Source organism: Pedococcus sp. P2_E4, from assembly GCF_056403935.1.
On the sequence record NZ_JBFUEO010000042.1, the window covers coordinates 1 to 25,498 of the forward strand.

A 25,498-nucleotide genomic window follows, 5' to 3' on the forward strand; every position below is an offset into this window, starting at 1 on the left:
CCCCAGGCGAGGCGGTCGAGGATGGCTCGCGCCGCCGCGGGGGCGTCGGCGAGCGCGGCGTGGACCTCCGCCGGCAGTGTCAGGTGCAGGTCGGCGGCCGCGGGACCGAGGCCGGCGGGGTGCGCGAGGACCTCGCCCACGGTGCGGACGACGCGCAGGCCCTCAGGGCTGCGCCACAGCAGGGYCAGGTCCCACAGGTCGTCGAGCAGCGGGGTCACGACCGACGTGGCCTCCCCGAGGAGGGCGCCCACGGTTGCCGGGTCCACGGGCGAAGGCGCGGCGCAGGCTGCCTCGAGCACCTGCAGGTGGGCCAGGTCGAGGCCGTCGACGGCCCTCTGGACGCTCGCGCGGGTGCTCGCCCGTGCGGCGAGCGACGACAGGTCGGCCGGGGCCGGCCGGGCCAGGTCGACCCGGCGGCGCAGCAGGTCGCCGAGCTCGTGGTCGGTGCGACCGCGGACGTCRTCGGCCATCGATCGCACGCCGGGGGGCGCGGCCGCGCGTTTCGGGGTCACCGCACCACGGTAGTGCCCACGCCCCTGCAGGGTGGACGCCGCTCACCCCGACCCGGCGTATGGGGCTGCGGTGTGGGTCTGGTGTCCGGGCCGGCAGCCGAGGTCGCCGGGAGACTCTCAGCCATTTCCCATGTCAGGCACAGGTTCGTCCTCGACAATCGTGCCAACGAGAGGAGGCGCCATGCCGGAGCCGACCACACCCGAGGGCGCCGAGGAACCGAAGCCTTCCGCAGGGAGCCCGTCCGCCGCACCTGGGGGTGCGACGGGAGCACCCGGACCCGAGCAGGTTCCCTCCGCGTCCCAGGCCCAGCCCGCACCTGGGCCCGCACGTGGGCCCTCAGGAGGTCCCGCTGGCCAGCCGACCGCACCGATCCCGCCTGCCGGTCCGCCCACCCAGCCCATGCCCACCGCATACGCCCCCGGGGCTGGCGTGCCCGGGGCTGGCGTGCCCGGGCATCAGCCCGCCCGTCCCGGGATGTGGAAGCAGGCGACCTCGACGACCGGCGGCCTCATCGCGGTGATCCTCGCCGGCGGCCTGGCCGTGGTGCTGCTGCTGGGCCTCATCGGCACCGGTCTGCTCGTGGCCACCCGGATCGCGAACCACGACGACCGTGGCGATGGCATCGCCGTGGCCCGCGGAGACCGCCAGGACCAGCCACCCGGACTGCGCAAGAAGCTCCAGGAGAAGGCCCCCGGACCGCGCGCCGACGGGCAGGGACGCGGCGGCCTGGGGAACGGCAACGGCATGGACAACGGGCTGGGCCCACTGATGCGCGCGGCCATGGCCCTGGGCAACGTCCAGCACGGCGAGTTCACCGTCACCGACGCGGCAGGCAAGGCGACGGTCATGACGCTGCAGCGCGGGGAGGTCACGAAGGTCAGCGACACGTCGATCTCCCTCAAGAGCGCCGACAACTTCGCGGGCACGTATGCCGTGGGTGCGGACACCGCCGGCCGCGCCGGTGACGTCGCCGTGGGCGACACCGTGCTCGTCGTCGCCGAGAAGGCGGGTTCCAAGGCCGTGCTGGTGGCCGCGACCCGTCGAGGCTGACGCGAGGGCCGAGGAGGGTCCAGGCGCGGGGGCGGTCGGTCCAGGCACGGCGGCCGGGACTCGTCGGCGCTAGCGTTGGCGTGGTGACGACCTCTCCCAGCGGTGCGCAGTGGACCCTTCGGCACGGCCGGCAGGAAGCCACCATCGTCGAGGTCGGCGGCGGCCTGCGCACCTACCGCGTCGACGGCGTGGACGTCCTGGCCGGCTACGCCGAGGACGAGCTGTGCACCTCGGGTCGCGGGCAGGTCCTGATGCCCTGGCCGAACCGGATCCGTGACGGCAGGTACACCTTCGGCGGGACGGAGCACCAGGTCGCGGTGACCGAGCCCGCGCTGCAGAACGCCAACCACGGACTCGTCCGCTGGTCCACCTGGCAGCTGCACTGGCAGAACGACGACCTGTCAGCGCTCACCGTCCGCACCCGGTTGCACCCCCAGCCGGGCTGGGAGGCCACGCTCGACCTCAGCGTCAACTACGTGCTCGACCTCGAGGGCCTGACCGTCAGCGTGCACGCGACGAACGTCGGCCCCACGACCGCACCGTTCGGCTTCGGTGCCCATCCGTACATCGCGCTGGGCGAGACCCCTCTGGCAGAGGTCGAGCTCACCATCCCCGCCGCGCGCGAGGTGCTGGTGGACGACCGGCTGATCCCCACGGGGACGGCGCCAGTCGACACCGACACGGACTTCCGGGCGGCACGGGCCCTGGGGTCGGCCGAGCTGGACACCGCGTTCACCGAGCTCGCGCGGACCCGTGCCTCGGGGGCGTGGGAGGTCGTCGTGGGCGGCCTCGAGCACGGCGACGTCACCGTGTGGGGCGACGAGTCCCTCGACTGGGTGCAGGTCTTCACCGCCAAGGGCCGCGACACCGGCGTCGACGGAGTCCGGGGCATCGCCGTCGAGCCCATGTCGTGCCCGGCGAACGCGTTCAACAGCGGCGACGGCCTGGTCGTCCTGCAGCCGGGTCAGTCGTGGTCCGCCCAGTGGGGCATCGAGCCGGCTGCCCTGCGCTGACTCCCTCGTCAGCCGGACGTCGGCTGGGAGTCGCTCGCGCTGGACGCCGGACCGACGCCCGACCCCGGGCCGGCCGAGGTGGGGTCGGCTGACGGCCCGTCGAGCGCGCCCGTCGTCGGTGCGCTGTGGTCGTCGACCCCGTTGACCGACAGGCTGATCCGGCGCTCCAGGGCCAGCGAGAGCAACACCATCACCCCGCACCCGGCGACGATCATGGCGACGAACGCCGTCGACCACCGGTGGTTGAGCATGAACCCGGCGACGACCGGGCCGAGGATCGTGCCGGACTGGAACGCGCCTGCGTTGACCGCGTTGTAGCGACCCCGCAGGTGGTCGGGCGCCATGTCGTTCGTGATCGCGGGGATGGTCGGCTGCAGCAGCGTCTCGCCGAGGGCGAACACGGCGTGGAACAACAGCACGCCCGCTGACGCCGCCAGCGTGCCGCGCACGAGGTCGGTGAGCCCGAGGACGACCCAGGCGACCGACCACATCGCGACCATGACGATGAGCACGCGGGTGCGGCGGTGTCCGGCGATGCGTCGCAGGACCAGGAACTGCAGCCCGACGATGACCGCGGTGTTGACGGCGAAGGCGAAGCCGATGACGCCGGTGGAGACGCCGCTGACCTCACGGGCGAACGCGGGGAAGCCGGCCTCCATCTGGCCGTAGCCGACGAACACTCCGAGGAAGGTCAGCAGCGTCAGCCACACGACTGCGGGCTTGCGCAGGATGGTGAGGTAGGAGCCCTCGCCGGACTCGGCGCCCTCGGGCTTCTCGGCTCGCCCGTGCACGTGCCGCAGCGGACCCAGGAGCAGCCCGATCGGCACCAGCATGCTCGCGGCGTCGGCCAGGAAGATCACCGTGAACGTCGAGGGGTTGTCGACGTCGGCATAGAGCCCACCGATGATCCCGCCCAGCCCGATGCCGAGGTTGACCAGGGCGAAGTTGATGCCGAAGTACTGCTGCCGCGCCTGCCCGGTGACGACGGCGGCGACGAGGGCGTTGAACGCCGGCCACGAGACGCCGAAGTTGAACCCGAGGAACAGGAACGCCAGCGCCACGGTCCACGGCGTCGTGGCGAAGGCCAGCACCGTGCAGCCGACGAGCTGGGCGGACGTGCCCCACAGCAGCATGGTCCGCGCACCCACGCGGTCGGTCAGCGCCCCGCCGGGGCCCGTCACGGCCAGGGCGACGACGGCGATGAACGCCATCAGCAGACCCGCGAGGTCGAGCCCGATGCCGCGGACCTCGTGCAGGTAGATGACGGTGAAGGGGAGCGTGAGCCCGCGGCCCAGCGTCTGGACCGCCACGGTCGACAGCAGCCAGCGCCCCGCCGGGGGCAGCTCGGCCCAGAACCCACGCAAGGTGTGTCCGGTCGATCCCTGTTCGCTCACCCGTCGAGTCTGCCAAAGCTCGGCGACACTTCCACATCGGAGCGCCCACGAGCTCGGCCCGGGGCCCGCTGGGCGTCCGGCCGCGGCCACGGACGAGCGGGCCGGCGCGCACGGCATACCGGCAGGTGCGGGGGCGGAAATGGATTTGGACCCACCCGATAGCCTTGCGTGTGCGCACAGGCGCACCCACGAACATTTGAGGCAAGAGGTGGACAGTGCCCACTGGCAAGGTCAAGTGGTACGACGCGGAGAAGGGCTTCGGCTTCATCTCCGATGACGACGGCAGCGACGTGTTCCTGCACGCCAACGCCCTACCCGAGGGCGTCGCGACGCTCAAGGGTGGGACACGCGTGGAGTTCAGCGTGGCCGAGGGGCGTCGCGGCACGCAGGCGCTGCAGGTGACCCTGCTCGAGCCCGCGCCCACCGTCAGCGCCGGCAAGCGCGAGGCGGCGCGCAAGGACCCCGAGGACCTGGCGCCGCTGGTCGAGGACGCCATCAAGCTGCTCGACAACGCGTCCAACTCCCTGCGCCGGGGCCGTCGTCCCGAGAAGGACCACGCCACCAAGCTCGCTGCCGTCCTGCGCTTCCTCGCCGACCAGATCGAGCCGTGATGGCGGCCCCCAAGGACGACGCGGTCCTGGCTGCAGCGGTCGAGCTCGCCCGTGAGGCCGCCGAGTCGATCGCCGAGCCCGGCACGGTCGGCGACCACCTCGGTGTCGAGATGGACGACGAGCGGCTCGCGACCCACTACTTCGCCTGCACCGCCCGCTCCTACCCGGGCTGGCGCTGGGCGATCACCGTCGCGCGGGTGCCGCGCGGCAAGGTCGCGACCGTGTGCGAGACCAACCTCGTGCCCGGTGAGGGCGCGTTGTTGTCGCCGCCGTGGCTGCCGTATGCCGACCGGCTGGCTCCGGGGGACCTCGGGGCCGGCGACGTGCTCCCGTACAAGCAGGACGACCCGCTGCTCGTGCAGGGGTTCGAGGCCACCGGCGACGAGGAGGTCGACGAGCTCGCGGAGTTCGAGCTGGGGCTCGGGCGCAAGCGGGTCCTGTCGGCCGAGGGCCGCGAAGCCGCTGCCCAGCGGTGGTACGAGGGCGAGAGCGGCCCGCACTCCGAGGTCGCCGAGAAGGCGTCCGACCCCTGCTCGACCTGTGGGTACTTCCTGCCGATGGCGGGTGCACTTCGCTCTTTTTTCGGCGTGTGCGCCAACGCCTGGTCACCTTCCGACGGTCGCGTCGTAAGTATTGACCACGGCTGCGGCGCCCACTCCGAGGTCGACGTCGAGCCGGCCGAGCCGCTCATGACGGGGGAGCCCATCGTCGACGAGATCGCCTACGACCTCGTCTGACGCCATGGGGGTGGGGGAGTCCGGCCAGGGGGAGCGCGGGATCGCGCTGCCGCGGTCCTGGAGCTCGATGCGCGAGCTCCGGGTGGCCCGGGGCCTGTCGCAGGCCAGGCTGGCCCAGCTGTCCGGGGTCAGCGAGCGCACCGTGCGGGCCATCGAGGCCGACGCGGTGACGAGGCCGCAGCACGAGTCGCTGCGGCGGATCGCCGCCGTGCTGGCCTACGGCGACCACCACCGGGACCGCCTGGTCGCGCACTGGACCGGCAGCGACAATTTCCGGACCCACGACGAGCTGGGCGTCCCCGCCTCCGAGGAGCTCCGGCGTCGGGTCGTCCGACGCCTGCCCGAGGAAGGCGGGATGCTGGCCTCGAGCCTGACCGACGTGACGATCGGACCCGACCGCCTTCCCCTGCGATGCAGCTACACCGACGTCCATGACGCGATGCGCCCGGATGGGAGCCCGGTGCTGTGGAAGCTCTCCGGCAAGCTGCCGTTCGACGTCACGACGATCCGCTACACCGTGCGGACCGGCGGCGTGATCGACGACTTCTTCGTCCACGACGGTGTGGTGGCCCTGGCGATCCGGCCCGACCCCGCCCTGGCCCACGGCGGCCCGTTCGTCGTGCAGTACGAGGCCGATTTCAGTGATGCCCTCGTGGTCGACGGCCGGCCGGAGACCGAGTGGATGTTCGGCTCGACGACCCCGATGCGCACGCGGACCCTCATCGTGCGGTTCGGCGACCAGCCTCCCGCCCGCCTCTGGTCCGTCCAGGGGTCGACGGCACGGACCATCGAGCGCATGGGACGCGTCGAGACGTCCCGCGACGGCAGCGCCCAGGTGACGCACCACGACGTCGTCGGCATCTTCGGCCTCCAGTGGGAGTGGGGTGACGACGCATCGCCCGAGCGGCAGAAACCCCGGCAGGAATCCTGACCGGGGGCACGAGGCCACCCGTCTGACGCCAGCATTGACCTCGGCCCGCTCCGAAGGGTGGTCCGGGCGCCGACCGGAGGTCGTCACCAGGACCGCGCTGGAGGAGCTGCCGGGGGGGGACAGCAGGAGGGGCTGGTTGGCGCGGTGACCATGCAGCCGGTCGCCGCGTCAACCAGCAGCCACCGCGGCGCGGTGCCAGCCCGCGGCGGGGCTCTCCCGCGGCGCGGTGCCAGCGCGCGGCCATCGGGCGGAGTCGCGCTACTCGGCGCCCTCGGCGTTGCCGCGGCCGCGCCGGACGTAGGTGTAGCCGATCCCACCGAGCACGATCCCGGCGACGCACGTCCACGGCCACCAGTCGCGCTCTCCCTCGTGCAGCGCCGGGACCAGCAGGGTGACGACGAGCGCGAGCGCCCACGCGGCGATGCCGCCGATGACGATGCGGGCGGTGCTCACCGCCAGTGGTGCGAGCTCCTCGGGCTGTCCGACGCCGGCTGCGGGATCGGTGCTGCGGTCCGACTCGGTCACGTCGTCAGCCTAGCCTTCACGATCACGAAACACTCAGGCCCTACCCTGCTGCCCATGGCAAAGCCCTCGACGCGTGAGCGCGCGACCCCACAGCCCGCCGCGACCAGCGGCATCGACCGCTTCTTCCAGATCACCGAGCGCGGCTCGACCCTGGGTCGTGAGGTGCGCGGTGGCCTGGTCACCTTCTTCACGATGGCCTACATCGTGGTGCTCAACCCCCTCATCATCGGCACCCAGCAGGACGGCGTCGGCCAGTTCCTCGGCGGCGGCGACATCGTCAAGGCCCAGACCCTGGTCGCGGCCGGCACGGCTCTCATCGCGGGCGTGATGACCCTGCTCATGGGGGTGGTCGCGAACTACCCGCTGGCCCTAGCCACCGGGCTGGGCCTCAACGCCTTCGTCACCTTCGGGATCGCCAAGCTCCCCGACATGACCTGGGCCGACGCGATGGGCCTGATCGTCATCGAGGGCGTGATCATCCTCGTCCTGGTCCTCACCGGGTTCAGGCAGGCCGTGTTCAGGGCCATCCCTGCCCCTCTCAAGACGGCCATCTCGGTCGGCATCGGCCTGTTCATCACCATCATCGGCCTGGTCGACGCGGGCTTCGTCCGGCGCACCGGCACGGGCCCGGTCCCGGTCGAGCTCGGCATCGGAGGCACCCTCAACGGCTGGCCGCTGCTGGTCTTCGTCCTCGGCTTCCTCGGGATCGTCGTGATGCTCGTGCGCAAGGTCAAGGCGGCCATCCTCTACGGCATCCTCGGCGGCACGGTGCTGGCGATCATCGTCGAGGCGATCGGCAACATCGGCGGGCAGTTCGACCAGACCGGCAAGTTCGTCAACCCGGCCGGGTGGGGGCTCAACGTCCCGGCGCTGCCCGACTCCGTCGTCGACGTCCCGAACTTCTCGCTGCTCGGCGACTTCAACCTGCTGGGCTCGTTCGACAAGCTCGGCTTCGTGGCCGCCCTGCTCCTGGTCTTCACGCTGCTGCTCGCCGACTTCTTCGACACGATGGGCACGATGGTCGCCGTCGGCGCCGAGGGCCACCTGCTGGACAAGAACGGCAACCCGCCGAACTCCGACAAGATCCTGCTCGTCGACTCGGTGGCGGCCATCGCCGGTGGTGTCGGCTCGGTCTCGTCCAACACGTCCTACATCGAGTCTGCCGCCGGTGTCGGCGAGGGCGCCCGGACGGGCCTGGCCTCGGTGGTCACCGGCGTGATGTTCCTGTTCGCGACGTTCCTGGCGCCGCTGGTCAAGGTCGTCCCCTACGAGGCGGCGACCCCGGCCCTGGTCGTCGTGGGCTTCCTGATGATGCAGCAGGTCAAGAACATCGACTGGGACGACCTCGAGATCGCGATCCCGGCCTTCCTCACGATCGTGCTGATGCCGTTCACCTACTCGATCACGGTCGGCATCGGCGCCGGGTTCGTCGTCTACACGCTCATCAAGGTGGTGCGTGGCAAGGCGTCCGCGATCCACCCGCTGCTGTGGACCGTGTCCGCCCTGTTCGTCATCTACTTCGCGATCACCCCGATCAAGGAGCTGCTGGGAGTGGGCTGACCGCCCCCGCACCGCACCATCCGGTATGCCGGGTGGCCCCCTCGGCGGGGCCGCCCGGCATACCTGCGTCTGGGTCCTGGTCGTCCCGGCGTCTGGGACGCCGAAATACTTAGCACAGGTAATGAGTTATGCTAAGTATCGACAAGGAGAGAACCATGACCCCACCGCAGCCGCGCGCCCGTCGCGCTCCCGACGCTGGGCTCTCACCCTCCGCGATCTCAGCCCTGGCCGGCGAGCTCCGCCTCGCCTGCATGCGCATCTCCCGCCGAGTGCGGTTCGAGAGCACGCATGTCGTTGCGCCACACCAGTTCTCGGTGCTGTGCCGCCTCGAGGAGGCACCCCGCACCCCCGGCGAGCTGGCCGAGATCGAGAAGGTGAGCGCTCCCAGCATGACCCGCACCGTCGCCGCGCTCGTCGAGCGTGGCCTCATCGCCCGCACGGACGACCCTGCCGACCGGCGACAGGTGATCCTGTCCCTCACGGCAGACGCGACCGCACTGCTCAAGGACATCCGCCGCAGGCGCGACGCCTGGATGTCCGTGCGCGTCGGGCACCTCACGCCCCAGGAGCAGCAGGTCCTGCGACAGGCCTCCGCGATCCTCACCAGGGTGGCCAACGAGTGAGCCCTACGTTCTCCTCCCTCAGCGTCCGCAACTACCGCATCTACGCGTCCGGTGCCTTCGTCTCCAACATCGGCACYTGGATGGGCCGGGTCGCCCAGGACTGGCTGGTCCTCACCGAGCTGACCAACCACTCGTCCTCGGCGCTCGGCATCGTCACAGGTCTGCAGTTCCTGCCGTTCCTCGTGCTCGCGCCGTGGGCGGGCATGATCGCCGACCGCTACCCCAAACGCGTCATCCTCGCGATCACCCAGTCGGCGCTCGCGATCTCGGCGCTGGCCCTGGGCCTCCTCGTGGTCACCGACACCGCCCAGCTGTGGATGGTCTACGCGATCGCCCTGCTGACCGGCATCGCCACGGCGGTCGACAACCCGGCCCGCCAGACGTTCGTCTCCGAGATGGTGCCCCGCACACAGCTGGCCAACGCCGTCTCCCTGAACAGCGCCTCGTTCAACGCCGGCCGGCTCATCGGCCCCGGGGTCGCGGGTCTCACGATCGCGGCGTTCGGCACCGGGTGGACGCTGCTGCTCAACACGCTCACGTTCGTGGCCGTCCTGGTCGCGCTCGGCCTCATCCGCCGCTCCGACCTGCGGCTGGCCCCCGTCCTCACGCGGAGCAAGGGGGCGATCCGCGAAGGGGTCGCCTACGTCCGCGGACGCCCGGACATCCAGCTCGTGATGCTGCTGGTCTTCGTGCTCGGGACGTTCGGCATGAACTTCCAGATCACCACGGCGCTGATGGCCACCCAGGAGTTCGACAAGGGCCCGAAGGAGTACGGCCTGCTGGGCTCGGTCATGGCGATCGGGTCCCTCACGGCTGCGCTGATGTCGGCCCGTCGGGCCAGGCCCCGCCTGCGCATCCTGCTCGTCGCGCTGGTCGGCTTCACGATCTCCAGCGGCCTGGCCGCGCTCGCCCCGACGTACGTCTTGTTCGCCGTGGCGCTCGTGCCGGTCGGGCTCTCCGCCCTCACCGCGCTCACGACAGCGAACGCCATGGTGCAGCTGAGCGTCGACCCGGCCATGCGCGGGCGTGTGATGGCGCTCTACATGGCGATCTTCATGGGTGGCACGCCGCTCGGCGCCCCCGTCATCGGCTGGATCGGTGAGGTCTGGGGCGCACGCTGGACGATCGGGATCGGCACCATCGCCGTGGCCCTGGTCCTCGTGGTGGTGTCCGTGCGGATGGCGCGGCACGAGAATGTCCAGGTGACCTACGAATCCCAGCGCCGCCCGCGGATCAAGATCCGGACGCTGCCCAGCCCGACCGTGTCCGAGCCGGTGCCCGAGGTGGCCCGGTGACGCCGACCTTCCGCCGCCGCGTGACCCTCGCGGTGCTCGCCCTCGTGGTCGCCGCAGCGGTGATCGCCAGCATCCTGCGCTGACCAGAGGCACCCGGTCCGCCGCCACCGAAGGCGGGCGGCCGGCATACGGGCGTTTGTCAGAGCTTGGTGCAGCTCTTGCCGTCGAGGCTGATCAGGTAGCCGGAGGGGCAGGTGGGCACGCCCAGTGGTCCGATGACCGGCACCACGACGGGGGTCGGGGACGGCGACGGGCTGGGGGCGGGCGTGGAGGTGCTGCTCGGGGTCGGGGTGCTGCCGGTCACGCCTCCGACGACTCCGCCGACGACGCCACCGACGGTGCCCACGGCTCCCCTCACCGGGCCGGTGCCGGCCGTGGTCCCGGGGGTCGGGGTGGTCGTRCCGCCGCCGGTGCCGCTACTGCCGCCGCTGCCGCCACGGGTGCCGCCCGTGCCGCCGGTCGACGCCGGGATGGTGCCGGGCTTGCTGCCCGACGTGCCGGGCTTCGCCGCGGGCTTGCTCGCGGTCTGCGCGTCGTAGTGCCGCATGGTCTGCGGCTCACCGCTGGGGAGGTAGGGGGAGGCGCTGCGCTGGTCCGGGCTCAGGTCGCTGGCCGGGACGACGGTGTAGCCGCCGCGGTAGCCGGCTGCGATCGCGAGGACCTGGGTCGCGTACGCGTCGCTCTGGTTGTACCGCAGGACGGCCGAGCGGGCGCCGGAGTCGGTCGACAGGTTCCCCGGTCCGGAGCAGAGGTAGACAGCCGTGGCCGTCGCGGCGTCGGTGATGTTCTGGGGGTCCTTGCGACCGTCGCCGTTGGCGTCGACGCCGACGGTGCGCCACGTGCCGGGGATGAACTGCATCGGGCCGACCGCGCGGTCCCACGTGAGGTCGCGGTCGTAGGTGCCGCCGTCGGTGTCGTGGATGACGGCGGTGTCGTTGCTGCCGTTGAGCGGGATGCCGAAGATGCCGGGTCGCACGGTGCCGTCGCGGTCGATGCCGTTGCCGCCGTACCGGCCGTGGTTCGACTCGACCTTGCCGATCGCCGCGATGAGGGCCCAGTCGATGTTGCACTCGGCGTCGGCTGCGTCGACGAGGGTGGCCGCGCGCTGGTAGGCGGCGAGCGCCTGGGCCGGGATGCCGTTGGCGCTCATCGAGGCAGGCAGGCCCACGGGGTTGGCGAAGGTGGTCGCGTCCTGCTCGGGCGGGGCGGGCAGCTCCGGGAGCGGGGGCAGCACCGGTGCGTCGAGGCGGTCGAGCGCGGTCGGCGGCACCGTCACGAGCGGGGAGGAGTCGGCGACGACGTCCGTCGACGGGTTGCCACCCACGCTGGCCAGGGCCAGGCCGGTGCCGATCAGGGCGACTGCGGGCAGGCCGGCGGCGATCGTCCTCCACGGCAGCTGCCTCATGCGGTTCATCGTTCCGGCTCCTCGACGTCGTCGTCCACCGAGCGGTGTCATCCGGTCCAACGAGTGGGTCGCCCGGAGGTTACGCGGTCGTGCTCGGGCACGGTGTGACGCAGGCCACCCCCGGGCGTGTTCCCGGGGGTGGCCTGCGTGGGGGAGGAGGGTGGGCTCAGCCGACCACGTGCTCGATGCAGGCGATCAGCGCGCTGACGTCCTCGGGTTCGGTCGCCGGGAACGTCGCCACCCGCAGCTGGTTGCGACCCAGCTTGCGGTACGGCTCGACGTCCACCACGCCGTTCGCCCGCAGGGTCTTGGCGATGGCCGCCGCGTCCACGGCGTCGTCGAAGTCGATGGTCGCCACCACCTGCGAGCGGGCGCCCGGGTCGGTGACATACGGGGTCGTGTATGCGGTGCGCTCGGCCCAGTCGTAGAGGCGTCCGCTGGAGTCGGCGGTGCGCTTCACGGCCCAGTCGAGCCCGCCCTGCTCGTTGATCCAGTCGATCTGGCTGCGCAGCAGCGCCAGCGTGGACAGGGCGGGGGTGTTGTAGGTCTGGTTGAGGCGGCTGTTCGACACCGCCGTCGGCAGGCTGAAGAAGTCGGGCACCCAGCGACCGCTCGCGGCGATCTCGTCGACCCTGGCCAGGGCGGCGGGGGAGAACGCGGCGAGCCACAGGCCGCCGTCGGCAGCGAAGCACTTCTGGGGGCCGAAGTAGTAGACGTCGGACTCGGCCACGTCGACAGGCAGACCGCCTGCGCCGCTGGTCGCGTCGATGAGCACCAGGGCGCCGTCGTCGGCGCCCTCGACCCGCGTGACCGGAGCCATGACACCCGTCGAGGTCTCGTTGTGCGGCCACGCGTAGACGTCCACGCCGGCTTCGGCCCTGGGCGAGGCCAGGGTGCCCGGGTCGGCCTTGATGACGGTCGAGTCGCCCAGGAACGGGGCGTTCTGGGTGACCGAGGCGAACTTGCTGGAGAACTCGCCGAAGGCCAGGTGCTGGGCGCGCTCGCGGACCAGCCCGAAGGCTGCGATGTCCCAGAACGCGGTCGAGCCGCCGTTGCCGAGGATGATCTCGTAGCCCTCGGGCAGGCTGAACAGCTCGGACAGACCCTCACGCACGGCGCCGACCAGGCCCCGGACCGGCGCCTGGCGGTGGCTGGTGCCGAGCAGGGTCGACCCGATGCTGGCGAGGTAGTCGACCTGCTCGCCGCGGACCTTGGAGGGCCCTGAGCCGAAGCGGCCGTCCTTGGGCAGCAGGTCGGCGGGGATCGTCTGGGTGGCGGTCTGATCGGTCACGCCGGTCAGTGTCTCATCCCGTCCCGAGGCGTGGGACGTGAGGTCCACCACCCGGACCGGCTCCGGTGGGCTGGGCGCCGGGGACGGCGCCATACGGGCGGTCAGGCGCGGTAGCCGGCGACCGCCTCGATGCCGCGGGGAGCCTCGCCGATGTACCGCGAGCTGGGCCGGATCAGACGGCCCGTGCGCTTCTGCTCGAGGATGTGCGCCGACCAGCCGGCCGAGCGGGCACAGCTGAACATCGGGGTGAACATCGACGCCGGCACCTGCGCGAAGTCCAGCAGCACGGCCGCCCAGAACTCGACGTTGGTCTCGAGGACGCGGTCGGGACGACGCTCACGAAGCTCGGTCAGGGCAGCCTGCTCGAGCGCCGCGGCGACCTTGTACCGGGGGGCGTCGAGCCGCTCGCAGGTGGCTCGCAGGACGCGGGCGCGCGGGTCCTCGGCGCGGTAGACGCGGTGGCCGAAGCCCATCAGCCGCTCTCCGCGGTCGAGCACACCCTTGACGTACGCCGTGGCGTCGCCGGACTCCTCGACGCCCTCGATCATGTGCAGCACCCGCGACGGCGCGCCACCGTGCAGCGGGCCGGACATCGCCCCGACGGCGCCGGACAGGCAGGCCGCGACGTCGGCGCCGGTGGATGCGATCACGCGGGCCGTGAAGGTCGAGGCGTTCATGCCGTGCTCAGCGGCGGACACCCAGTAGGCGTCGACGGCCTCGACGTGCTTGGGGTCGGGCTCGCCGCGCCAGCGGATCATGAACCGCTCGACGATCGTCTTGCCCTGGTCGACCTGCTTCTGCGGCACCATCGGCTGGCCCTGGCCGCGGGCGGACTGCGCCACGAACGACAGCGCCATCACCGAGGAACGCGCGAGCTGGTCGCGGGCCTCGTCGGGCTCGATGTCGAGCAGCGGCTTGAAGCCCCATAGCGGCGCCAGCTGGGCCAGCGCCGACTGCACGTCGACCCGCACGTCGCCGGAGTGGACCGGCAGGGGGAACGGCTCGGCCGGCGGCAGGCCCGGGTCGAACTCGTTGTCGACGAGCAGGCCCCACACCTGGCCGAAGCTGACCCTGCCGACGAGGTCCTCGATGTCGACGCCGCGATACCGCAGCGAGCCGCCTTCCTTGTCGGGTTCGGCGATCTCGGACTCGAAGGCGATGACTCCCTCGAGTCCGGGCTTGAAGTCGCTGTCGGACATCGGTGTCCTCTCGGATCGGCGGCGTTGCCAGCGGTGGGGGCCGGGGCTGTGGCCCGACCGGGCAGTGGTGCAACGGGGTCCGCTCATTCTGCACTGTCGGCGCAATGCGCCACCATGGCGGCATGCTTCTGCCCGAAACCGACTACGACGGCGACGTCTTCACCGACAGCCTCGCGGGGGCGTCGGCGGCGGGCTCACGGTTCCTCGAGTGCACCTTCCAGCGGTGTGACCTGTCGGAGCTCAAGGCACCTCGGGCGCGGTTCGCCGAGACCAGCCTGTATGCCGTGCACGGCGCCGGCCTCGACCTCTCCGAGTCCTCGTGGAGCGACGCACTGGTCCAGGGCGTCCGGCTCGGGGCCGTCGCGATGTACGGCGCCGACCTGTCGCGGGTGCGGTTCGAGGGCTGCAAGATCGAGTTCCTCAACCTGCGCGGGGCGACGCTGCGCGACGTGCAGTTCATCGACTGCCAGCTCGTCGAGGCCGACTTCGCCGAGGCCACGCTGCGGCAGGTCTCGTTCGAGGGCTCGCGGCTGGTCTCAGCGGACTTCAGCCGGGGCACCTTCAGCGACGTCGACCTGACCGGCGCCGACCTCGCCGGGCCTCGGGGTGTGGCCGGGCTGAGGGGTGCGACGGTCTCCCGGCTCCAGCTCATCGACCTCGGCACGGCGCTGGCCGACGAGCTGGGCATCGTCGTCACCGACTGACGCGACACCTCGCTCCATTGGGGGAGCCGGGGCGACCGGCGCTCCGCCAGACTCGTGCCCGTGGCGAGGAGTCCCGGTGTGGGTGCCCAGCGCGTGCCGACCCGGCTCGGGCCGGTGGAGGTGGCCCAGAGCGGCCCGGGCGGCCTGGGCGGCGGGCGGCACGTGCTGCTGTTCCCCGGGGGGCACTGCACGGCCCTCACCCCGGTCGGGCAGGACGTCTACGAGGAGCTCGGGTTCCGGGTCACGACGGTCAGCCGACCGGGATACGGCACGACCGCCGTGGGCCGGTTGACCGCTGCGCAGTTCGTGCCTGCGGTCCGCGACGTCGCCACCTGGCTCGGGGTGGACCGCTTCGACGCCGTGGTCGGAGTGTCCTACGGCGGGCTCCAGGCCCTGCGCACGGCCGTCGACACCGACCTGGCGCAACGGCTCGTCCTGCACAGCTGCGCGCCGTCGACCCTGCAGTTCCCGGACACCCGCCGGGATCGGTGGATGGCGCCCGTGGCGTTCCACCCGCGCATCGAGGCGGCGACCTGGGCCGCCACGCGAGCCATGGTGCGCAGGGACCGCGGACTGCGGCTGATGATGGGCGAGCTCTCGGTGGAGCCGACCGACCAGTGGTTCCTGCGCTGGTCACGGCTCGAGCGCGACCAGGCACGGCAGACGCTCCTGGCGATGCGCTCGGGCAGCGGGTTCGTCCTCGACGTGGGCCAGGGGCGAGCCGCGGGGGCGCAGGAGCGTGAACGGGTCCAGCGCGCGGTCACCGTGCCGACGCTGGTCACGGGTTCACGCACTGACGGCGGAGCGGCCTTCGCGCACGCGCTCGACCTCCACTCGACCATCGGCGGCAGCCAGCTGGTGGAGACCGGCGCCCCCAGCCACTTCGCCTGGATCGGGCCGCCGCGGACCGTCCTGCTCGAGAGCCTGCGCACCTTCCTCGCCGCCTAGCGGACGCAGGCGGACGCAGGCGGACGGCCTGCGCGCCGACCCGGCGGGGCGGCCAACCAGCGCCCGATGCGCCACGCCTACTGGGCCTTGCGGCCCTCGCGCTTGTCCCGAACCGTCATGACGTTGCCCTGGGTGCGGAACTCGAACAGCTCCGTCGCCTTCAGCAGCTTGCTGAGCGAGGCGTACCCGTGGTTGCGCGAGTCGAAGGACGACTGGTTCGAGATGCTGTTCCCGACGGCACCCACGCTGGCCCACCCGTCGTCGTCAGCAGCCCGTTGCACCGCGGCCCGGAGCAGGCGGACGAGGCCGGCGTCCTGCCTCAGCTGGGCGGTCGTCTTGCGCACGGGTGCAGAGGCCGGTTCGGCCCTCGGCGCCGCGGCCTTGGTCGCGGACTTCTTGGTGGCCTTCGTCGCCTTGCCGGCCTTCGCGGTGGTGGCCGCCGTCGCGGGAGCGGCATCAGCGGCGGCCGTAACGGGCGCGTCGTCCAGCTTCACCTCGTCGGGCCCGTCGGGCTCCGCGAGCTGGTCGAGGAAGAGGAACGTGGTGCAGGCCGAGCGGAACGGCTCGGGGGTCTTGCGCTCCCCGAACCCGTAGACGGCAGCACCCTTCTCGCGCAGGTGCATCACGAGCGGCGTGAAGTCGGCGTCCGACGAGACGATCCCGAAGGCGTCCGGGTGGTCGTTGTAGAGCAGGTCCATGGCGTCGACGACCATCGCCATGTCGCTGGCGTTCTTGCCGCGGCTGTAGTCGAACTGCTGGACCGGGCGGATCGCCCGCGAGTGCAGCACCTCGGTCCACGGCCGCAGGCCCGCCTTGTTCCAGTTGCCGTACGCCCGCCGGATGCTGGTCTCGCCGTAGGCGCTCAGCTCGTTGAGGATGAGGTCGATCTTCCTCGCCGACGAGTTGTCGGCGTCGATGAGCAGGGCGATGTGGGCGCGGGAGTCCATGCCGCGACGGTACGGCACCCGTGCCCACCTGACCCTCGCCCCCGGCATACAGTCACAGGCGTGCCGCTGCTCCTGGACCTGACCCCGCTGCGGAGCAACCCGCCCTACCGCCGGTTGTATGCCGGGTTCACCCTCTCGAACGTGGGCTCCCAGATGGCCGTGGTCGCCATCGGGCTGCAGGTCTACGACCTCACCCGCTCCACCGCGGCGGTCGGGATCGTGGGTCTGTGCGCCCTGGTCCCGCTCGTGGTGATGGGCCTGTATGGCGGGACGCTGGTCGACCACTTCGACCGCCGCGTCGTCGGGCTGGTCGCGCAGTCGGTGGCGTTCGTCGCGAGCATCGGGTGCGCCCTGCAGGCCTGGCTGGGCAACACCCACGTGTGGCTGCTCTATGCGTTGGTGGCCCTGTGGAACGGCGCGTTCGCGGTGACGTCTCCCGCGCGTACCTCGATCTACCCACGGATCCTGGAGCGGGAGCTGCTGCCCGCGGCGAACGCGCTGTCGGTGTTCGCCATGAACGCCTCGATGACGGTCGGCCCGCTGCTGGCCGGGGTGCTGGTCGACTGGGGTGGCTTCAAGGCGGCCTACACCGCCGATGCGGTCATCACGACCGCCGCGCTCTGGGGCCTGGCCCGGCTGCCCGCCCTGCCGCCGGAGCCCACGGCGGACGGAGCCGCCCCGACGCGTCCGGGGCTGAGGTCGGTGCTCGACGGGTTCGCCTTCCTGGCGACGCGTCCGAACGTCCGCATGACCTTCCTCGCCGACATCGCCGCGATGCTGCTGGCCCAGCCGCGGGTGCTGTTCCCGGCGGCGGGCGCGGTCATCTTCGGTGGCGGCGCCAAGACCGTCGGCGCCCTGTCGGCGGCCGCTGCGGTGGGTGGCATCCTCGCCATGTTCTTCTCGGGTCGGCTCGGCCAGGTGCGACGGCAGGGCCTGGCGATCCTCGTCTCGATCGTCGGCTGGGGAGCGGCGATCTCGGGCTTCGGGGTCGCCATGCTGGCCGCGGGTGACGTGCTCAGCCGAGGCGCCGCCCTGTGGGTCGGGCTGGTGGCGATGGCCGTCGCCGGCGGGTCCGACTCGGTGAGCGCGGTGTTCCGCACGACGATCCTGCAGGCCGCGACGCCTGACCACCTGCGCGGCCGGCTCCAAGGCGTGTTCATCGTCGTCGTGGCCGGAGGGCCGCGGCTCGGCGAGCTGGCCGGTGGCTTCCTCGCGAGCGGCATCGGCGAGGCGATGACGGCGGTGGTCGGGGGGATCGCGTGCATCGTGGCGATCGGTGTGCTGGCCCGGCTGCAACCCGGCTTCGTGCGCTACGACGCCCGTCACCCGACGCCCTAGCCGCGCTCGCTGGTCAGGCCGAGGCGCCCCGCTGCAGCGCTGCCCGGCGACGCTCGTCGGTCGCGTCCGACATCGCCCACCGCACCGTCGACGTGGCCAGCCCACCCAGCGGTCGACCGACCAGCCGTTCGGTGACCGGCAACCAGGGCAGCCGCAAGGGCAGCCGTGCCCACCGCGGGAGCATCGCGACCGCACCTGCCGCCAGCGCGGCATACCCGGGTCTGGCGGCGAGCGGCAGCGGCGGGTGCACGAGCAGGAAGCGGGCGGCCTCCCGCGCCGCCTCGGTGGACTCGAGCTCGGGGCGGTAGCCCTCGATGCGCTCCCGCAGCGCGGCCACCGTGGTCGGCGGGTCGGGCACCCCGAGCTCCCGCGCGACCACGCCACTCTGCTCGACGTAGCGGTCGGCCTCCTCGGCGGTGAGTGGCGCGACGGCATACCGCTGGTAGGCGGTGAGGAAGCTGTCGGCCTCGGTCACATGCACCCACGTGAGCAGGTGGGGGTCGCCGGCGGAGTAGGGGCGACCGTCGGCCGCCTTGCCCCGCACCCGGTCGTGGATCGAGCGCACCCGGGCGATCTGCTCCTGCGCGTGCTCGACCGTCCCGAACGTCGTCGTGGCGAGGAACTCGCTGGTGCGCTGCAGCCGCCCCCACGGGTCGCCCTTGTAGCCCGAGTGCCCGGCCACCCCCGCCATCGCGAGCGGGTGCAGGGACTGCAGCAGCAGGGCGCGGATCCCGCCCGGGAACATCGCGGCGTCGGCGTGCACCCGCCAGATCGGGTCGTCGGGCGTGAACCAGCGAGGTCCCTCGGCGCCCCAGATGCGCTCGGCCTTGGCGCGGGCGTCGTCGCCGGCGACCTTGGACCGCAGCACCGCGGCAAGCTGGCGCCTGGCCTGGTCGGCCACCGGCGCCAGCGGGGTCATGCCTTGCGCCCGGGACGGGACAGGCGCCGGATCCGCTGTGCCGGGGTGGGCACGTCGGCGGGTCGCACCCGCGTCGCGAGGTCGCTGCGGGCGATCAGCTCGGTGATCGGTGTCGTGGTCGTCGGGTGGGCCGCCACGGGCTCGTCACCCGAGAAGACGACCCAGATCGGCTCGCTGTGGTCGGCCCGGGGGTCGAAGGTCTTGAGGAACGACCCGTCGCGCACGGTGGCGGCGTGCTCGATGGCGCGGCGCCGGGCCTTCTGCCGGTCGAGGGCGGTCTGGGCGGCCTTCATCGCCGGCTCCTTGGCCTGCTGCGCGAGCACGACCACGTGGGGGCCGTACTTCACCCCCCACTTCACGAGGTTGCCGACGGCCTTGCCTTTGCTGGGCATGCTGCCTCCCTGACGGTTGCACTGCCTCACTGACGAATGCTCGAGCCTTCACCCTAATCTCGACCCATGACCCACGTGCAGCGCACCGACTACAGCGGCGACGGGATCTCCGAGGCCGACATCGCGGCGACGCCCTGGCAGCAGGCGCAGCGGTGGGTCGGCGACGCCATTGCGCGTTCCCAGGTCGAGGCCGACGTGCCCGAGCCCCTCGCCCTGTCGGTCGCGACGGTGGATGCCGAGGGACGCCCCAACGTGCGCACCGTGCTCATGCGGTTCTTCGACGAGCGGGGGCCCGGCTTCGTCACCGGGACCGAGTCCACCAAGGCGGTCGAGATCGCCGCGACCGGAGGGATCGCCGCCAGCCTGACGTGGCCCGCGATGTTCCGCGCGATCCGGTTCCGGGGCACGGCGCAGGAGCTGACGCGCGATGAGGTGGCGGGCTACTTCGGCTCGCGTCCGTGGGCGTCGCGCATCTCCGCGTGGGCGTCGCGCCAGTCCCAGCCCATCGAGGGTCGCGCCGGGCTCGAGCAGGCCTACGAGAGGTATGCCGCGCAGTTCCCCGACCACGGCGACCCCACCGACGTGCCCGTCCCCGACTTCTGGGGCGGGTACCGGGTGGTCTGCGACGAGGTGGAGTTCTGGGGTGGGCGGCGCAACCGGCTGCACGACCGGCTGGTGTTCAGCCGCGTGGGCGACGGCTCGCTCGACGACGCCGGCGCCTGGCGTCTGTTCCGCCGCCAGCCCTGACGCGCGCCCCGCGTCCCCGGGGGCCCGCGTCCCCGCGGCCCCGCGGCCCCCGCCTGGCCCACCTGGGTGCGCCTGGCCCATGCATCCTCGTGGGCCAGGCGTTCTACGGTGGGCCCACTAGCTGGCCGCGGTCTCCACCTGGCCGTCGCCGTGCCCGGAGTTGGCGCCCTCGCTGGGCTCTCGTTCCTTGCGCCGCAACAGGAACGACGACAGCGCGAGCAGGATGATCGTGACCGTCAGCAGCCCCATGAGCCGCAGCGTGTCGGCGAACTCGGGTTTGCCCAGCAGGTCCGGGGCCTTGACCGACAGCACGACGATCTCCTTGATCGACGCGATGATGCCCACGAGCAGAAACGGCTCGGCGATCAGCTCGCGTCGCGACAGCGTGGTGCGGACCGCGAAGAGCAGCTCCACCACGATGAAGACCAGCAGCAGCAGGTCGAGGATGTCGGCCGACACCTCCACGACGCTCGAGCCCGACAGGTCGCGGAACTTGCCCACGGTGGCCACCATCACCACGGCGGCAACCGCAAACAGGATCGTGGCCACCACGAGGTAGATGACGTTCTCGGCCCGCTCGATGCCGCGCTCGGTCCAGTCGGTCATGGGGCCCATGCGGGACATCCTCCCGGACCTGCGGTGACGTGGCGACCCCTTCGCTACCCGTCCGTATGGCGGGATGGCCGGAGACTGTCGGCCCCGACGTGGTCACACTTGTGAACTGAATCACAACGCGCGCGTCAGTGTCGCCGTTCGCGCGGTCCGATCTCTCGAACCGTCGCAACCCCTTGGAGCCCTCTTGGCCCTCACCCCCGGTACCCCCGACACCGCCCCCACCCCCCTGCACCCCGTCGTCGCACAGGTCACCGACCGCCTGGCCGCGCGCAGCCGTGCCAGCCGCACGGCATACCTCGAGCGGATCTCGCGCGCCGCCTCCGAGCTGAGCCTGCGCCCCGCGCGCACCGACCTCGGCTGCTCCAACCTCGCCCACGCCGTCGCGGCCTGCGGCGGCAGCGACCGCACCACCATGGCCGCCGACACCGGTGTGAGCCTCGGGATCATCACGTCCTACAACGACATGCTCAGCGCCCACGCGCCCTTCGAGCACTACCCACAGCAGATCAAGACCACCGCTCGCGAGGTCGGCGCGGTGGCCCGGGTCGCCGGCGGGGTCCCCGCCATGTGCGACGGCATCACGCAGGGTCGCGCCGGCATGGAGCTGAGCCTGTTCAGCCGGGACGTCATCGCGATGTCGACCGCCATCGCGCTCAGCCATGACGTCTTCGACGGCACCCTGATGCTCGGTGTCTGCGACAAGATCGTTCCCGGGCTCGTGGCGGGCGCGCTGTCGTTCGGCCACCTGCCCACCGGGCTCGTGCCGGCCGGACCCATGGCGTCGGGTCGCTCCAACGCCGACAAGGCCGAGACGCGCAAGGCGTTCGCCGCCGGCGAGGTCGGGCGCGACGAGCTGCTCGAGAGCGAGGTCGCGTCCTACCACTCGCCCGGCACCTGCACGTTCTACGGCACCGCGAACTCCAACCAGATGCTCATGGACGTCATGGGGCTGCACCTGCCCGGCGCGGCCTTCGTGCACCCCGACGACCCGCTGCGCGACGCCCTGACCGACGCGACCACCCGGCGGGTGGCGCAGATCGCGGCGTCCGACCGGCCGTACGGCATCGGCCAGGTCGTCGACGAGAAGTCCGTCGTCAACGGCGTGGTCGCGCTCCTGGCCACCGGTGGGTCGACGAACCACACCATGCACCTCATCTCGATGGCTGCGGCGGCCGGGATCGACCTGACCTGGGAGGACTTCGACGACCTGTCGGCGGTCGTGCCCTCGGTGGCCCGGATCTACCCCAACGGCCCGGCCGACGTGAACCACTTCCACGCGGCAGGTGGCACGCCGTTCCTCGTGCGCACCCTGCTCGAGTCGGGGCTGGCCCACGAGGACGTCCTGACGCTCGCGGGACCGGGGCTCTCGCTCTACACGCGGCGGCCGGTGCTCGTCGACGGTCGCCTCGAGTTCACCGACATCGCGACGGAGTCCGGCGACCCCGCCGTCCTCCGGCCGGCCAGTGACCCGTTCGCCGCCGACGGCGGCCTCCGGGTCCTCGGCGGCTCGCTGGGCCACGCGGTCATCAAGGTCTCGGCCGTCGCGCCGGAGCACCGGGTGGTCGAGGCGCCGGTGCGCGTCTTCACCGACCAGGTGGGCTTCCTGCAGGCGTTCTCGCGGCGCGAGCTCGACCGTGACGTCGTCGTCGTGATCCGCGAGCAGGGCCCGTCGGCCAACGGCATGCCCGAGCTCCACGCCCTCACCCCGTCGCTCGGGGTCCTCCAGAAGCGCGGGTATGCCGTGGCGCTCGTCACCGACGGCCGGATGAGTGGGGCGTCGGGTGCGATCCCCGCGGCGATCCACGTGACGCCGGAGTCCGTCCACGCGGGCCCGATCTCCAAGCTGCGCGACGGCGACGTCGTGCGCGTGGACTCGGTCGCGGGGCGGCTGGACGTCCTCGTCGACGAGCACGAGTTTGCCGCGCGCCTGCCCTCGCCGCGGGTCACCGAGGACGGCGTCGGCACGGGTCGCGAGCTGTTCGCGTCGATGCGTGCGGCCGTCGGGCGCGCCGACGAGGGCGCCCACGTGTTCGCCAGCCTGGGCCGCACCCACGACCACACCCCCGCACCGTTCCTGACCGAGGAGTCCGCATGACCACCGCCAGCACGCTGGGCGTGGAGCCCGCCCCCATCACGCCCGTCCTGCGGGGCGAGGTCGACGTCCTCGACCTCGCGCCGGTGATCCCGGTCGTCGTGGTGGAGTCCGTCGAGCAGGCGGTCCCGCTGGCGCGGGCCCTGGTGCGCGGCGGCATCCCCGTCATCGAGATCACGCTGCGCAGCGAGGCCGGCCTCGCGGCGATCGAGGCGGTCGCGTCCGAGGTGGAGGGCATGGTCGTCGGCGCCGGTACGGTCGTGTCGCCGGAGCAGGTGCGCCAGGTGCAGGACGCCGGCGCGAAGTTCCTCGTGACCCCCGGGTCGCCGCCGCGACTGCTCGAAGCGGCCCTGGCGAGTGGACTGCCGCTGCTGGCGGGTGCAGGCACCCTCACCGAGATGCTGACCCTGGCCGAGGCCGGGCTCGAGGCGATGAAGTTCTTCCCGGCCGAGGCGAGTGGCGGTCGGCCGTACCTGTCCGCCGTGAGCGGTCCGTGCCCGACGCTGCGGTTCTGCCCCACCGGCGGCATCACCCCCGAGACGGCCGCGGCGTGGCTCGCGCTGCCCAACGTCGGCTGTGTCGGCGGCTCGTGGCTGACCCCGAAGGACGCTGTCGCACAAGGGGACTGGGCACGGATCGAGGCGCTCGCCGCCGAGGCGGCGGCCCTGCGCGGCTGAACCTGCGCGGCTGCACCTGGCGGTTGGACCTGCCCGGCTGCCCTGCGCGGCTGGACCTACCCGGCTGGACGTGCGCGGGGCATGGAACAGCCCGCGGGCCTGCCTGCCGAAACGAGCGGCACGACGAGTGCAGGGGACGACCTGCACGACCCACGGGCTGCGGTGAACTGCTTGGGATTGCGCCGGATGACGCCCCTCGAGCAGTCGAGGTGCGCTAGCGCGCAGTCACCTCACGCGTCCAATAAGAAATCACTTCCTGGACCACCTCCCTTCCGTGTGCCTCGACGCTAATTCGCCGACGGCCACCTGTGCAACGACTTTCTTGCGGGGTGGTCGCGAGGAGGCCGTGGATGGGCGACCGTCAGCCGCCCCGGTGCACCTTGTGCGGGGCTGCCTGGATCCTCGGCTTGATGACCAGCAGGTCGATGTTGACGTGGGCGGGACGCTGCACCATCCACACGATCGCCTCGGCGATGTCGGCGGCGACGAGCGGGTCGGACACCCCGGCATAGACGGCGTCCGCGCGTTCCTCGTCGCCCCCGAACCGGGTCAGCGAGAACTCCTCGGTGTGCACCATGCCCGGCGCGATCTCCTCGATGCGCACGGGCTGGTCGACGAGCTCGAGCCGGAGCGTCTCGGTCATCGCTGCGACGGCGTGCTTGGCGGCGACGTAGCCCGAACCCCCTTCGTACGCAACGCGTCCCGCGATCGAGCCCACGTTGATGATGGTGCCTGCACCCGAGGCGATGAGCGCGGGCAGCAGCGCCTGGGTGACCTGGAGCGTGCCGACGACGTTGGACTCGAACATGCCGCGCCAGTCCGCGACCGACGTGGACGCGGTCGGGGCGAGACCGAGGGCGCCGCCGGCGTTGTTGACCAGGACGTCCAGCCGGTCGCCCACGGTCCCGGCGAGCCGTGCGACGTCGTCGGCCGACGACACGTCACAGACCACGGCACGACCCCCGATCTCGTCGGCCAGCGCGGTGATCCGCTCCTCGCGTCGTGCGGCGCACACCACCTCGAACCCGGCAGCGGCGAGCTGGCGAGCGGTCTCGGCGCCGATCCCGCTGCTCGCCCCGGTCACCACGGCCAGCTTCTTCTCCAACGTGGTCATGAGCGTCCTCCGGCGGGGCGGATCGTGGTGGGGTCGACGGCGATCCACGTCGCGTCGGCGCGGGCGAGCAGGCGTCCGTCCGCGGCATACAGGGCAGTGCCGCTGTGGTGCTTGCGTCCCTCGGCGCCGCGCCGCCACGCCATCACGACGTGCGGCTCACCGACCGCGGGCAGCGCGCTGACCTGGGCGGTCATGGTGCCGAGGACCATGGGCCGGTCGGCGACGCCGGCGACCCAGCCGCCCGGGCAGTCCAGCGCTGCCCAGACCGTCTCGGCGTCGACGTCCGCGGCGGGCACCCACGAGCACGCATACGCGTCGCCCCCGCCCACCCGACCGGGGCGCAGGCCGAGCCCGTCACCGGACTCGCGACGCGTGCCACACGAGAAGCACGTCGGGAACGGATGGCTGTGCAGGCCCTCGTAGCGTTCGCCGGCCGCCTCCGCGTCGGCGAACGACACCGGACCCGGTATGCCGTCCGCGCCCGGTGCGGGCGCGCGGGCCGCCTCGGCGACAGGGTGCTCGCCGTCCACCACGCGCACCCTGCCGTCGTCGAGGGTCTCGATGGTCATCGCCCGGTCCAGCGGCGGGGGCGTGCGCAGCCGCACGCTGACAGCCTCCTGCGGGCCGGGGGACAGGAGGGCGGCGGCGTGACCGCTCACCCAGCCGCCGTTGCCCGACTCGGGAGGACCGCAGAAGCGTGAGGGCACCACGAAGCCCGTGTCCTGAACCATGTCCCGAACCTACCGGGAGCGCCTGGTCCCGAGCCGCGGGCGTCCCGCCCTCGCAGATGACCGCGCCGACCCGTCGCACCCCGTCGCGCCCCGTCGCGCCCCGTCGCGCCCCGTCGCGCCCCGTCGC

At 72.3% G+C, this 25,498-nt stretch carries 25 protein-coding genes and 1 pseudogene; 14 read left to right on the top strand and 12 right to left on the bottom strand.

Features of this window, described 5'->3' with window-relative positions; translation table 11 throughout:
- Window positions 1-512 (bottom strand): annotated as a pseudogene (locus tag AC1DV7_RS15455) (helicase-associated domain-containing protein); the annotation flags it as partial.
- A gap of 400 nt (window positions 513-912) precedes the next feature.
- On the opposite strand from AC1DV7_RS15455, the gene AC1DV7_RS15460 reads away from it, so the two are divergent.
- Together AC1DV7_RS15460 and AC1DV7_RS15465 are read left to right on the top strand one after the other, a co-directional pair.
- The gene (locus AC1DV7_RS15460; RefSeq protein WP_477598051.1) at window positions 913-1,563 is read left to right on the top strand and encodes a hypothetical protein; all 651 of its coding nucleotides are present in this window, start codon (window positions 913-915) and stop codon (window positions 1,561-1,563) included.
- 83 nt (window positions 1,564-1,646) lie between these two features.
- Window positions 1,647-2,576 (top strand): aldose 1-epimerase family protein, encoded by a 930-nt coding sequence (locus AC1DV7_RS15465; RefSeq protein WP_477598052.1) that lies wholly within the window; start codon window positions 1,647-1,649, stop codon window positions 2,574-2,576.
- 8 nt (window positions 2,577-2,584) lie between these two features.
- Here the strand turns inward: AC1DV7_RS15465 and AC1DV7_RS15470 are convergent, their stop codons facing one another.
- Window positions 2,585-3,970 carry an MFS transporter gene (locus tag AC1DV7_RS15470; protein ID WP_477598054.1) on the bottom strand — a complete coding sequence of 462 codons (1,386 nt, stop codon included), beginning with the start codon at window positions 3,968-3,970 and terminating at the stop codon, window positions 2,585-2,587.
- Window positions 3,971-4,185: 215 nt separating this feature from the next.
- Between AC1DV7_RS15470 and AC1DV7_RS15475 the strand changes: the two genes are divergently transcribed.
- The 3 genes from AC1DV7_RS15475 to AC1DV7_RS15485 are packed head-to-tail and all read left to right on the top strand — an operon-like array spanning window position 4,186 to window position 6,249.
- A complete protein-coding gene (locus AC1DV7_RS15475) occupies window positions 4,186-4,581 on the top strand; it encodes a cold-shock protein (protein WP_477598056.1) in 396 nt (131 codons plus the stop codon).
- A complete protein-coding gene (locus AC1DV7_RS15480; RefSeq protein ID WP_477598058.1) occupies window positions 4,581-5,318 on the top strand; it encodes a DUF3027 domain-containing protein in 738 nt (245 codons plus the stop codon). The genes AC1DV7_RS15475 and AC1DV7_RS15480 overlap by 1 nt, the downstream gene beginning before the upstream one ends.
- Before the next feature lie 4 nt (window positions 5,319-5,322).
- A complete protein-coding gene (locus AC1DV7_RS15485) occupies window positions 5,323-6,249 on the top strand; it encodes a helix-turn-helix transcriptional regulator (protein ID WP_477598060.1) in 927 nt (308 codons plus the stop codon).
- A gap of 258 nt (window positions 6,250-6,507) precedes the next feature.
- Here AC1DV7_RS15485 and AC1DV7_RS15490 read toward each other — a convergent pair whose 3' ends face one another.
- Entirely contained in the window at window positions 6,508-6,774 is a 267-nt protein-coding gene (locus tag AC1DV7_RS15490) for a DUF2530 domain-containing protein (protein WP_477598061.1), read from the bottom strand.
- A 54-nt stretch (window positions 6,775-6,828) separates the two neighbouring features.
- On the opposite strand from AC1DV7_RS15490, the gene AC1DV7_RS15495 reads away from it, so the two are divergent.
- The 3 genes from AC1DV7_RS15495 (at window position 6,829) to AC1DV7_RS15505 (ending at window position 10,252) form a co-directional block, all read left to right on the top strand.
- Window positions 6,829-8,334, top strand: a complete 1,506-nt coding sequence (locus AC1DV7_RS15495) for an NCS2 family permease (RefSeq protein ID WP_477598063.1) — start codon at window positions 6,829-6,831, stop codon at window positions 8,332-8,334.
- Between the two features lie 155 nt (window positions 8,335-8,489).
- Entirely contained in the window at window positions 8,490-8,957 is a 468-nt protein-coding gene (locus AC1DV7_RS15500) for a MarR family winged helix-turn-helix transcriptional regulator (protein ID WP_477598065.1), read from the top strand.
- Window positions 8,954-10,252, top strand: coding sequence for an MFS transporter (locus AC1DV7_RS15505; protein ID WP_477598066.1), 1,299 nt, complete (start codon window positions 8,954-8,956; stop codon window positions 10,250-10,252). The genes AC1DV7_RS15500 and AC1DV7_RS15505 overlap by 4 nt, the downstream gene beginning before the upstream one ends.
- Before the next feature lie 139 nt (window positions 10,253-10,391).
- Here the strand turns inward: AC1DV7_RS15505 and AC1DV7_RS15510 are convergent, their stop codons facing one another.
- The 3 genes from AC1DV7_RS15510 to AC1DV7_RS15520 form a co-directional block, all read right to left on the bottom strand.
- The gene (locus AC1DV7_RS15510) at window positions 10,392-11,666 is read right to left on the bottom strand and encodes a lytic transglycosylase domain-containing protein (RefSeq protein ID WP_477598068.1); all 1,275 of its coding nucleotides are present in this window, start codon (window positions 11,664-11,666) and stop codon (window positions 10,392-10,394) included.
- A 157-nt stretch (window positions 11,667-11,823) separates the two neighbouring features.
- The gene (gene serC, locus AC1DV7_RS15515; protein WP_477598069.1) at window positions 11,824-12,948 is read right to left on the bottom strand and encodes a phosphoserine transaminase; all 1,125 of its coding nucleotides are present in this window, start codon (window positions 12,946-12,948) and stop codon (window positions 11,824-11,826) included.
- A gap of 101 nt (window positions 12,949-13,049) precedes the next feature.
- Entirely contained in the window at window positions 13,050-14,147 is a 1,098-nt protein-coding gene (locus tag AC1DV7_RS15520) for a citrate synthase 2 (RefSeq protein WP_477598070.1), read from the bottom strand.
- A 122-nt stretch (window positions 14,148-14,269) separates the two neighbouring features.
- Between AC1DV7_RS15520 and AC1DV7_RS15525 the strand changes: the two genes are divergently transcribed.
- Entirely contained in the window at window positions 14,270-14,851 is a 582-nt protein-coding gene (locus AC1DV7_RS15525; protein WP_477598072.1) for a pentapeptide repeat-containing protein, read from the top strand.
- Between the two features lie 60 nt (window positions 14,852-14,911).
- Entirely contained in the window at window positions 14,912-15,799 is an 888-nt protein-coding gene (locus tag AC1DV7_RS15530; protein WP_477598074.1) for an alpha/beta fold hydrolase, read from the top strand.
- A gap of 77 nt (window positions 15,800-15,876) precedes the next feature.
- Here AC1DV7_RS15530 and AC1DV7_RS15535 read toward each other — a convergent pair whose 3' ends face one another.
- The gene (locus AC1DV7_RS15535) at window positions 15,877-16,746 is read right to left on the bottom strand and encodes an NYN domain-containing protein (RefSeq protein ID WP_477598075.1); all 870 of its coding nucleotides are present in this window, start codon (window positions 16,744-16,746) and stop codon (window positions 15,877-15,879) included.
- A gap of 60 nt (window positions 16,747-16,806) precedes the next feature.
- Here AC1DV7_RS15535 and AC1DV7_RS15540 point away from each other — a divergent pair, with 60 nt between their 5' ends.
- Window positions 16,807-18,084: an MFS transporter gene (locus AC1DV7_RS15540; protein ID WP_477598077.1), complete on the top strand. Its 1,278-nt coding sequence runs from the start codon at window positions 16,807-16,809 to the stop codon at window positions 18,082-18,084.
- Window positions 18,085-18,097: 13 nt separating this feature from the next.
- Here AC1DV7_RS15540 and AC1DV7_RS15545 read toward each other — a convergent pair whose 3' ends face one another.
- On the bottom strand, window positions 18,098-19,003 hold the full coding sequence (locus AC1DV7_RS15545; protein ID WP_477598079.1) for an oxygenase MpaB family protein: 906 nt from the start codon (window positions 19,001-19,003) through the stop codon (window positions 18,098-18,100).
- Window positions 19,000-19,395, bottom strand: a complete 396-nt coding sequence (locus AC1DV7_RS15550; RefSeq protein WP_477598080.1) for a hypothetical protein — start codon at window positions 19,393-19,395, stop codon at window positions 19,000-19,002. The genes AC1DV7_RS15545 and AC1DV7_RS15550 overlap by 4 nt, the downstream gene beginning before the upstream one ends.
- Before the next feature lie 66 nt (window positions 19,396-19,461).
- On the opposite strand from AC1DV7_RS15550, the gene pdxH reads away from it, so the two are divergent.
- Complete coding sequence (gene pdxH, locus AC1DV7_RS15555; RefSeq protein WP_477598082.1) at window positions 19,462-20,142, top strand: pyridoxamine 5'-phosphate oxidase; 681 nt, start codon at window positions 19,462-19,464, stop codon at window positions 20,140-20,142.
- Window positions 20,143-20,259: 117 nt separating this feature from the next.
- Here the strand turns inward: pdxH and AC1DV7_RS15560 are convergent, their stop codons facing one another.
- Window positions 20,260-20,757, bottom strand: coding sequence for a phosphate-starvation-inducible PsiE family protein (locus tag AC1DV7_RS15560; RefSeq protein WP_477598084.1), 498 nt, complete (start codon window positions 20,755-20,757; stop codon window positions 20,260-20,262).
- Window positions 20,758-20,941: 184 nt separating this feature from the next.
- Here AC1DV7_RS15560 and edd point away from each other — a divergent pair, with 184 nt between their 5' ends.
- Both edd and eda read left to right on the top strand, forming a co-directional pair.
- Window positions 20,942-22,852 carry a phosphogluconate dehydratase gene (gene edd, locus AC1DV7_RS15565; protein ID WP_477598085.1) on the top strand — a complete coding sequence of 637 codons (1,911 nt, stop codon included), beginning with the start codon at window positions 20,942-20,944 and terminating at the stop codon, window positions 22,850-22,852.
- Window positions 22,849-23,526, top strand: coding sequence for a bifunctional 4-hydroxy-2-oxoglutarate aldolase/2-dehydro-3-deoxy-phosphogluconate aldolase (gene eda / locus AC1DV7_RS15570; protein WP_477598087.1), 678 nt, complete (start codon window positions 22,849-22,851; stop codon window positions 23,524-23,526). The genes edd and eda overlap by 4 nt, the downstream gene beginning before the upstream one ends.
- A 361-nt stretch (window positions 23,527-23,887) precedes the next feature.
- Here the strand turns inward: eda and AC1DV7_RS15575 are convergent, their stop codons facing one another.
- A complete protein-coding gene (locus AC1DV7_RS15575) occupies window positions 23,888-24,640 on the bottom strand; it encodes an SDR family NAD(P)-dependent oxidoreductase (protein ID WP_477598089.1) in 753 nt (250 codons plus the stop codon).
- Window positions 24,637-25,371 carry a hypothetical protein gene (locus AC1DV7_RS15580; protein WP_477598090.1) on the bottom strand — a complete coding sequence of 245 codons (735 nt, stop codon included), beginning with the start codon at window positions 25,369-25,371 and terminating at the stop codon, window positions 24,637-24,639. The genes AC1DV7_RS15575 and AC1DV7_RS15580 overlap by 4 nt, the downstream gene beginning before the upstream one ends.
- Between the last annotated feature and the right edge of the window lie 127 nt (window positions 25,372-25,498).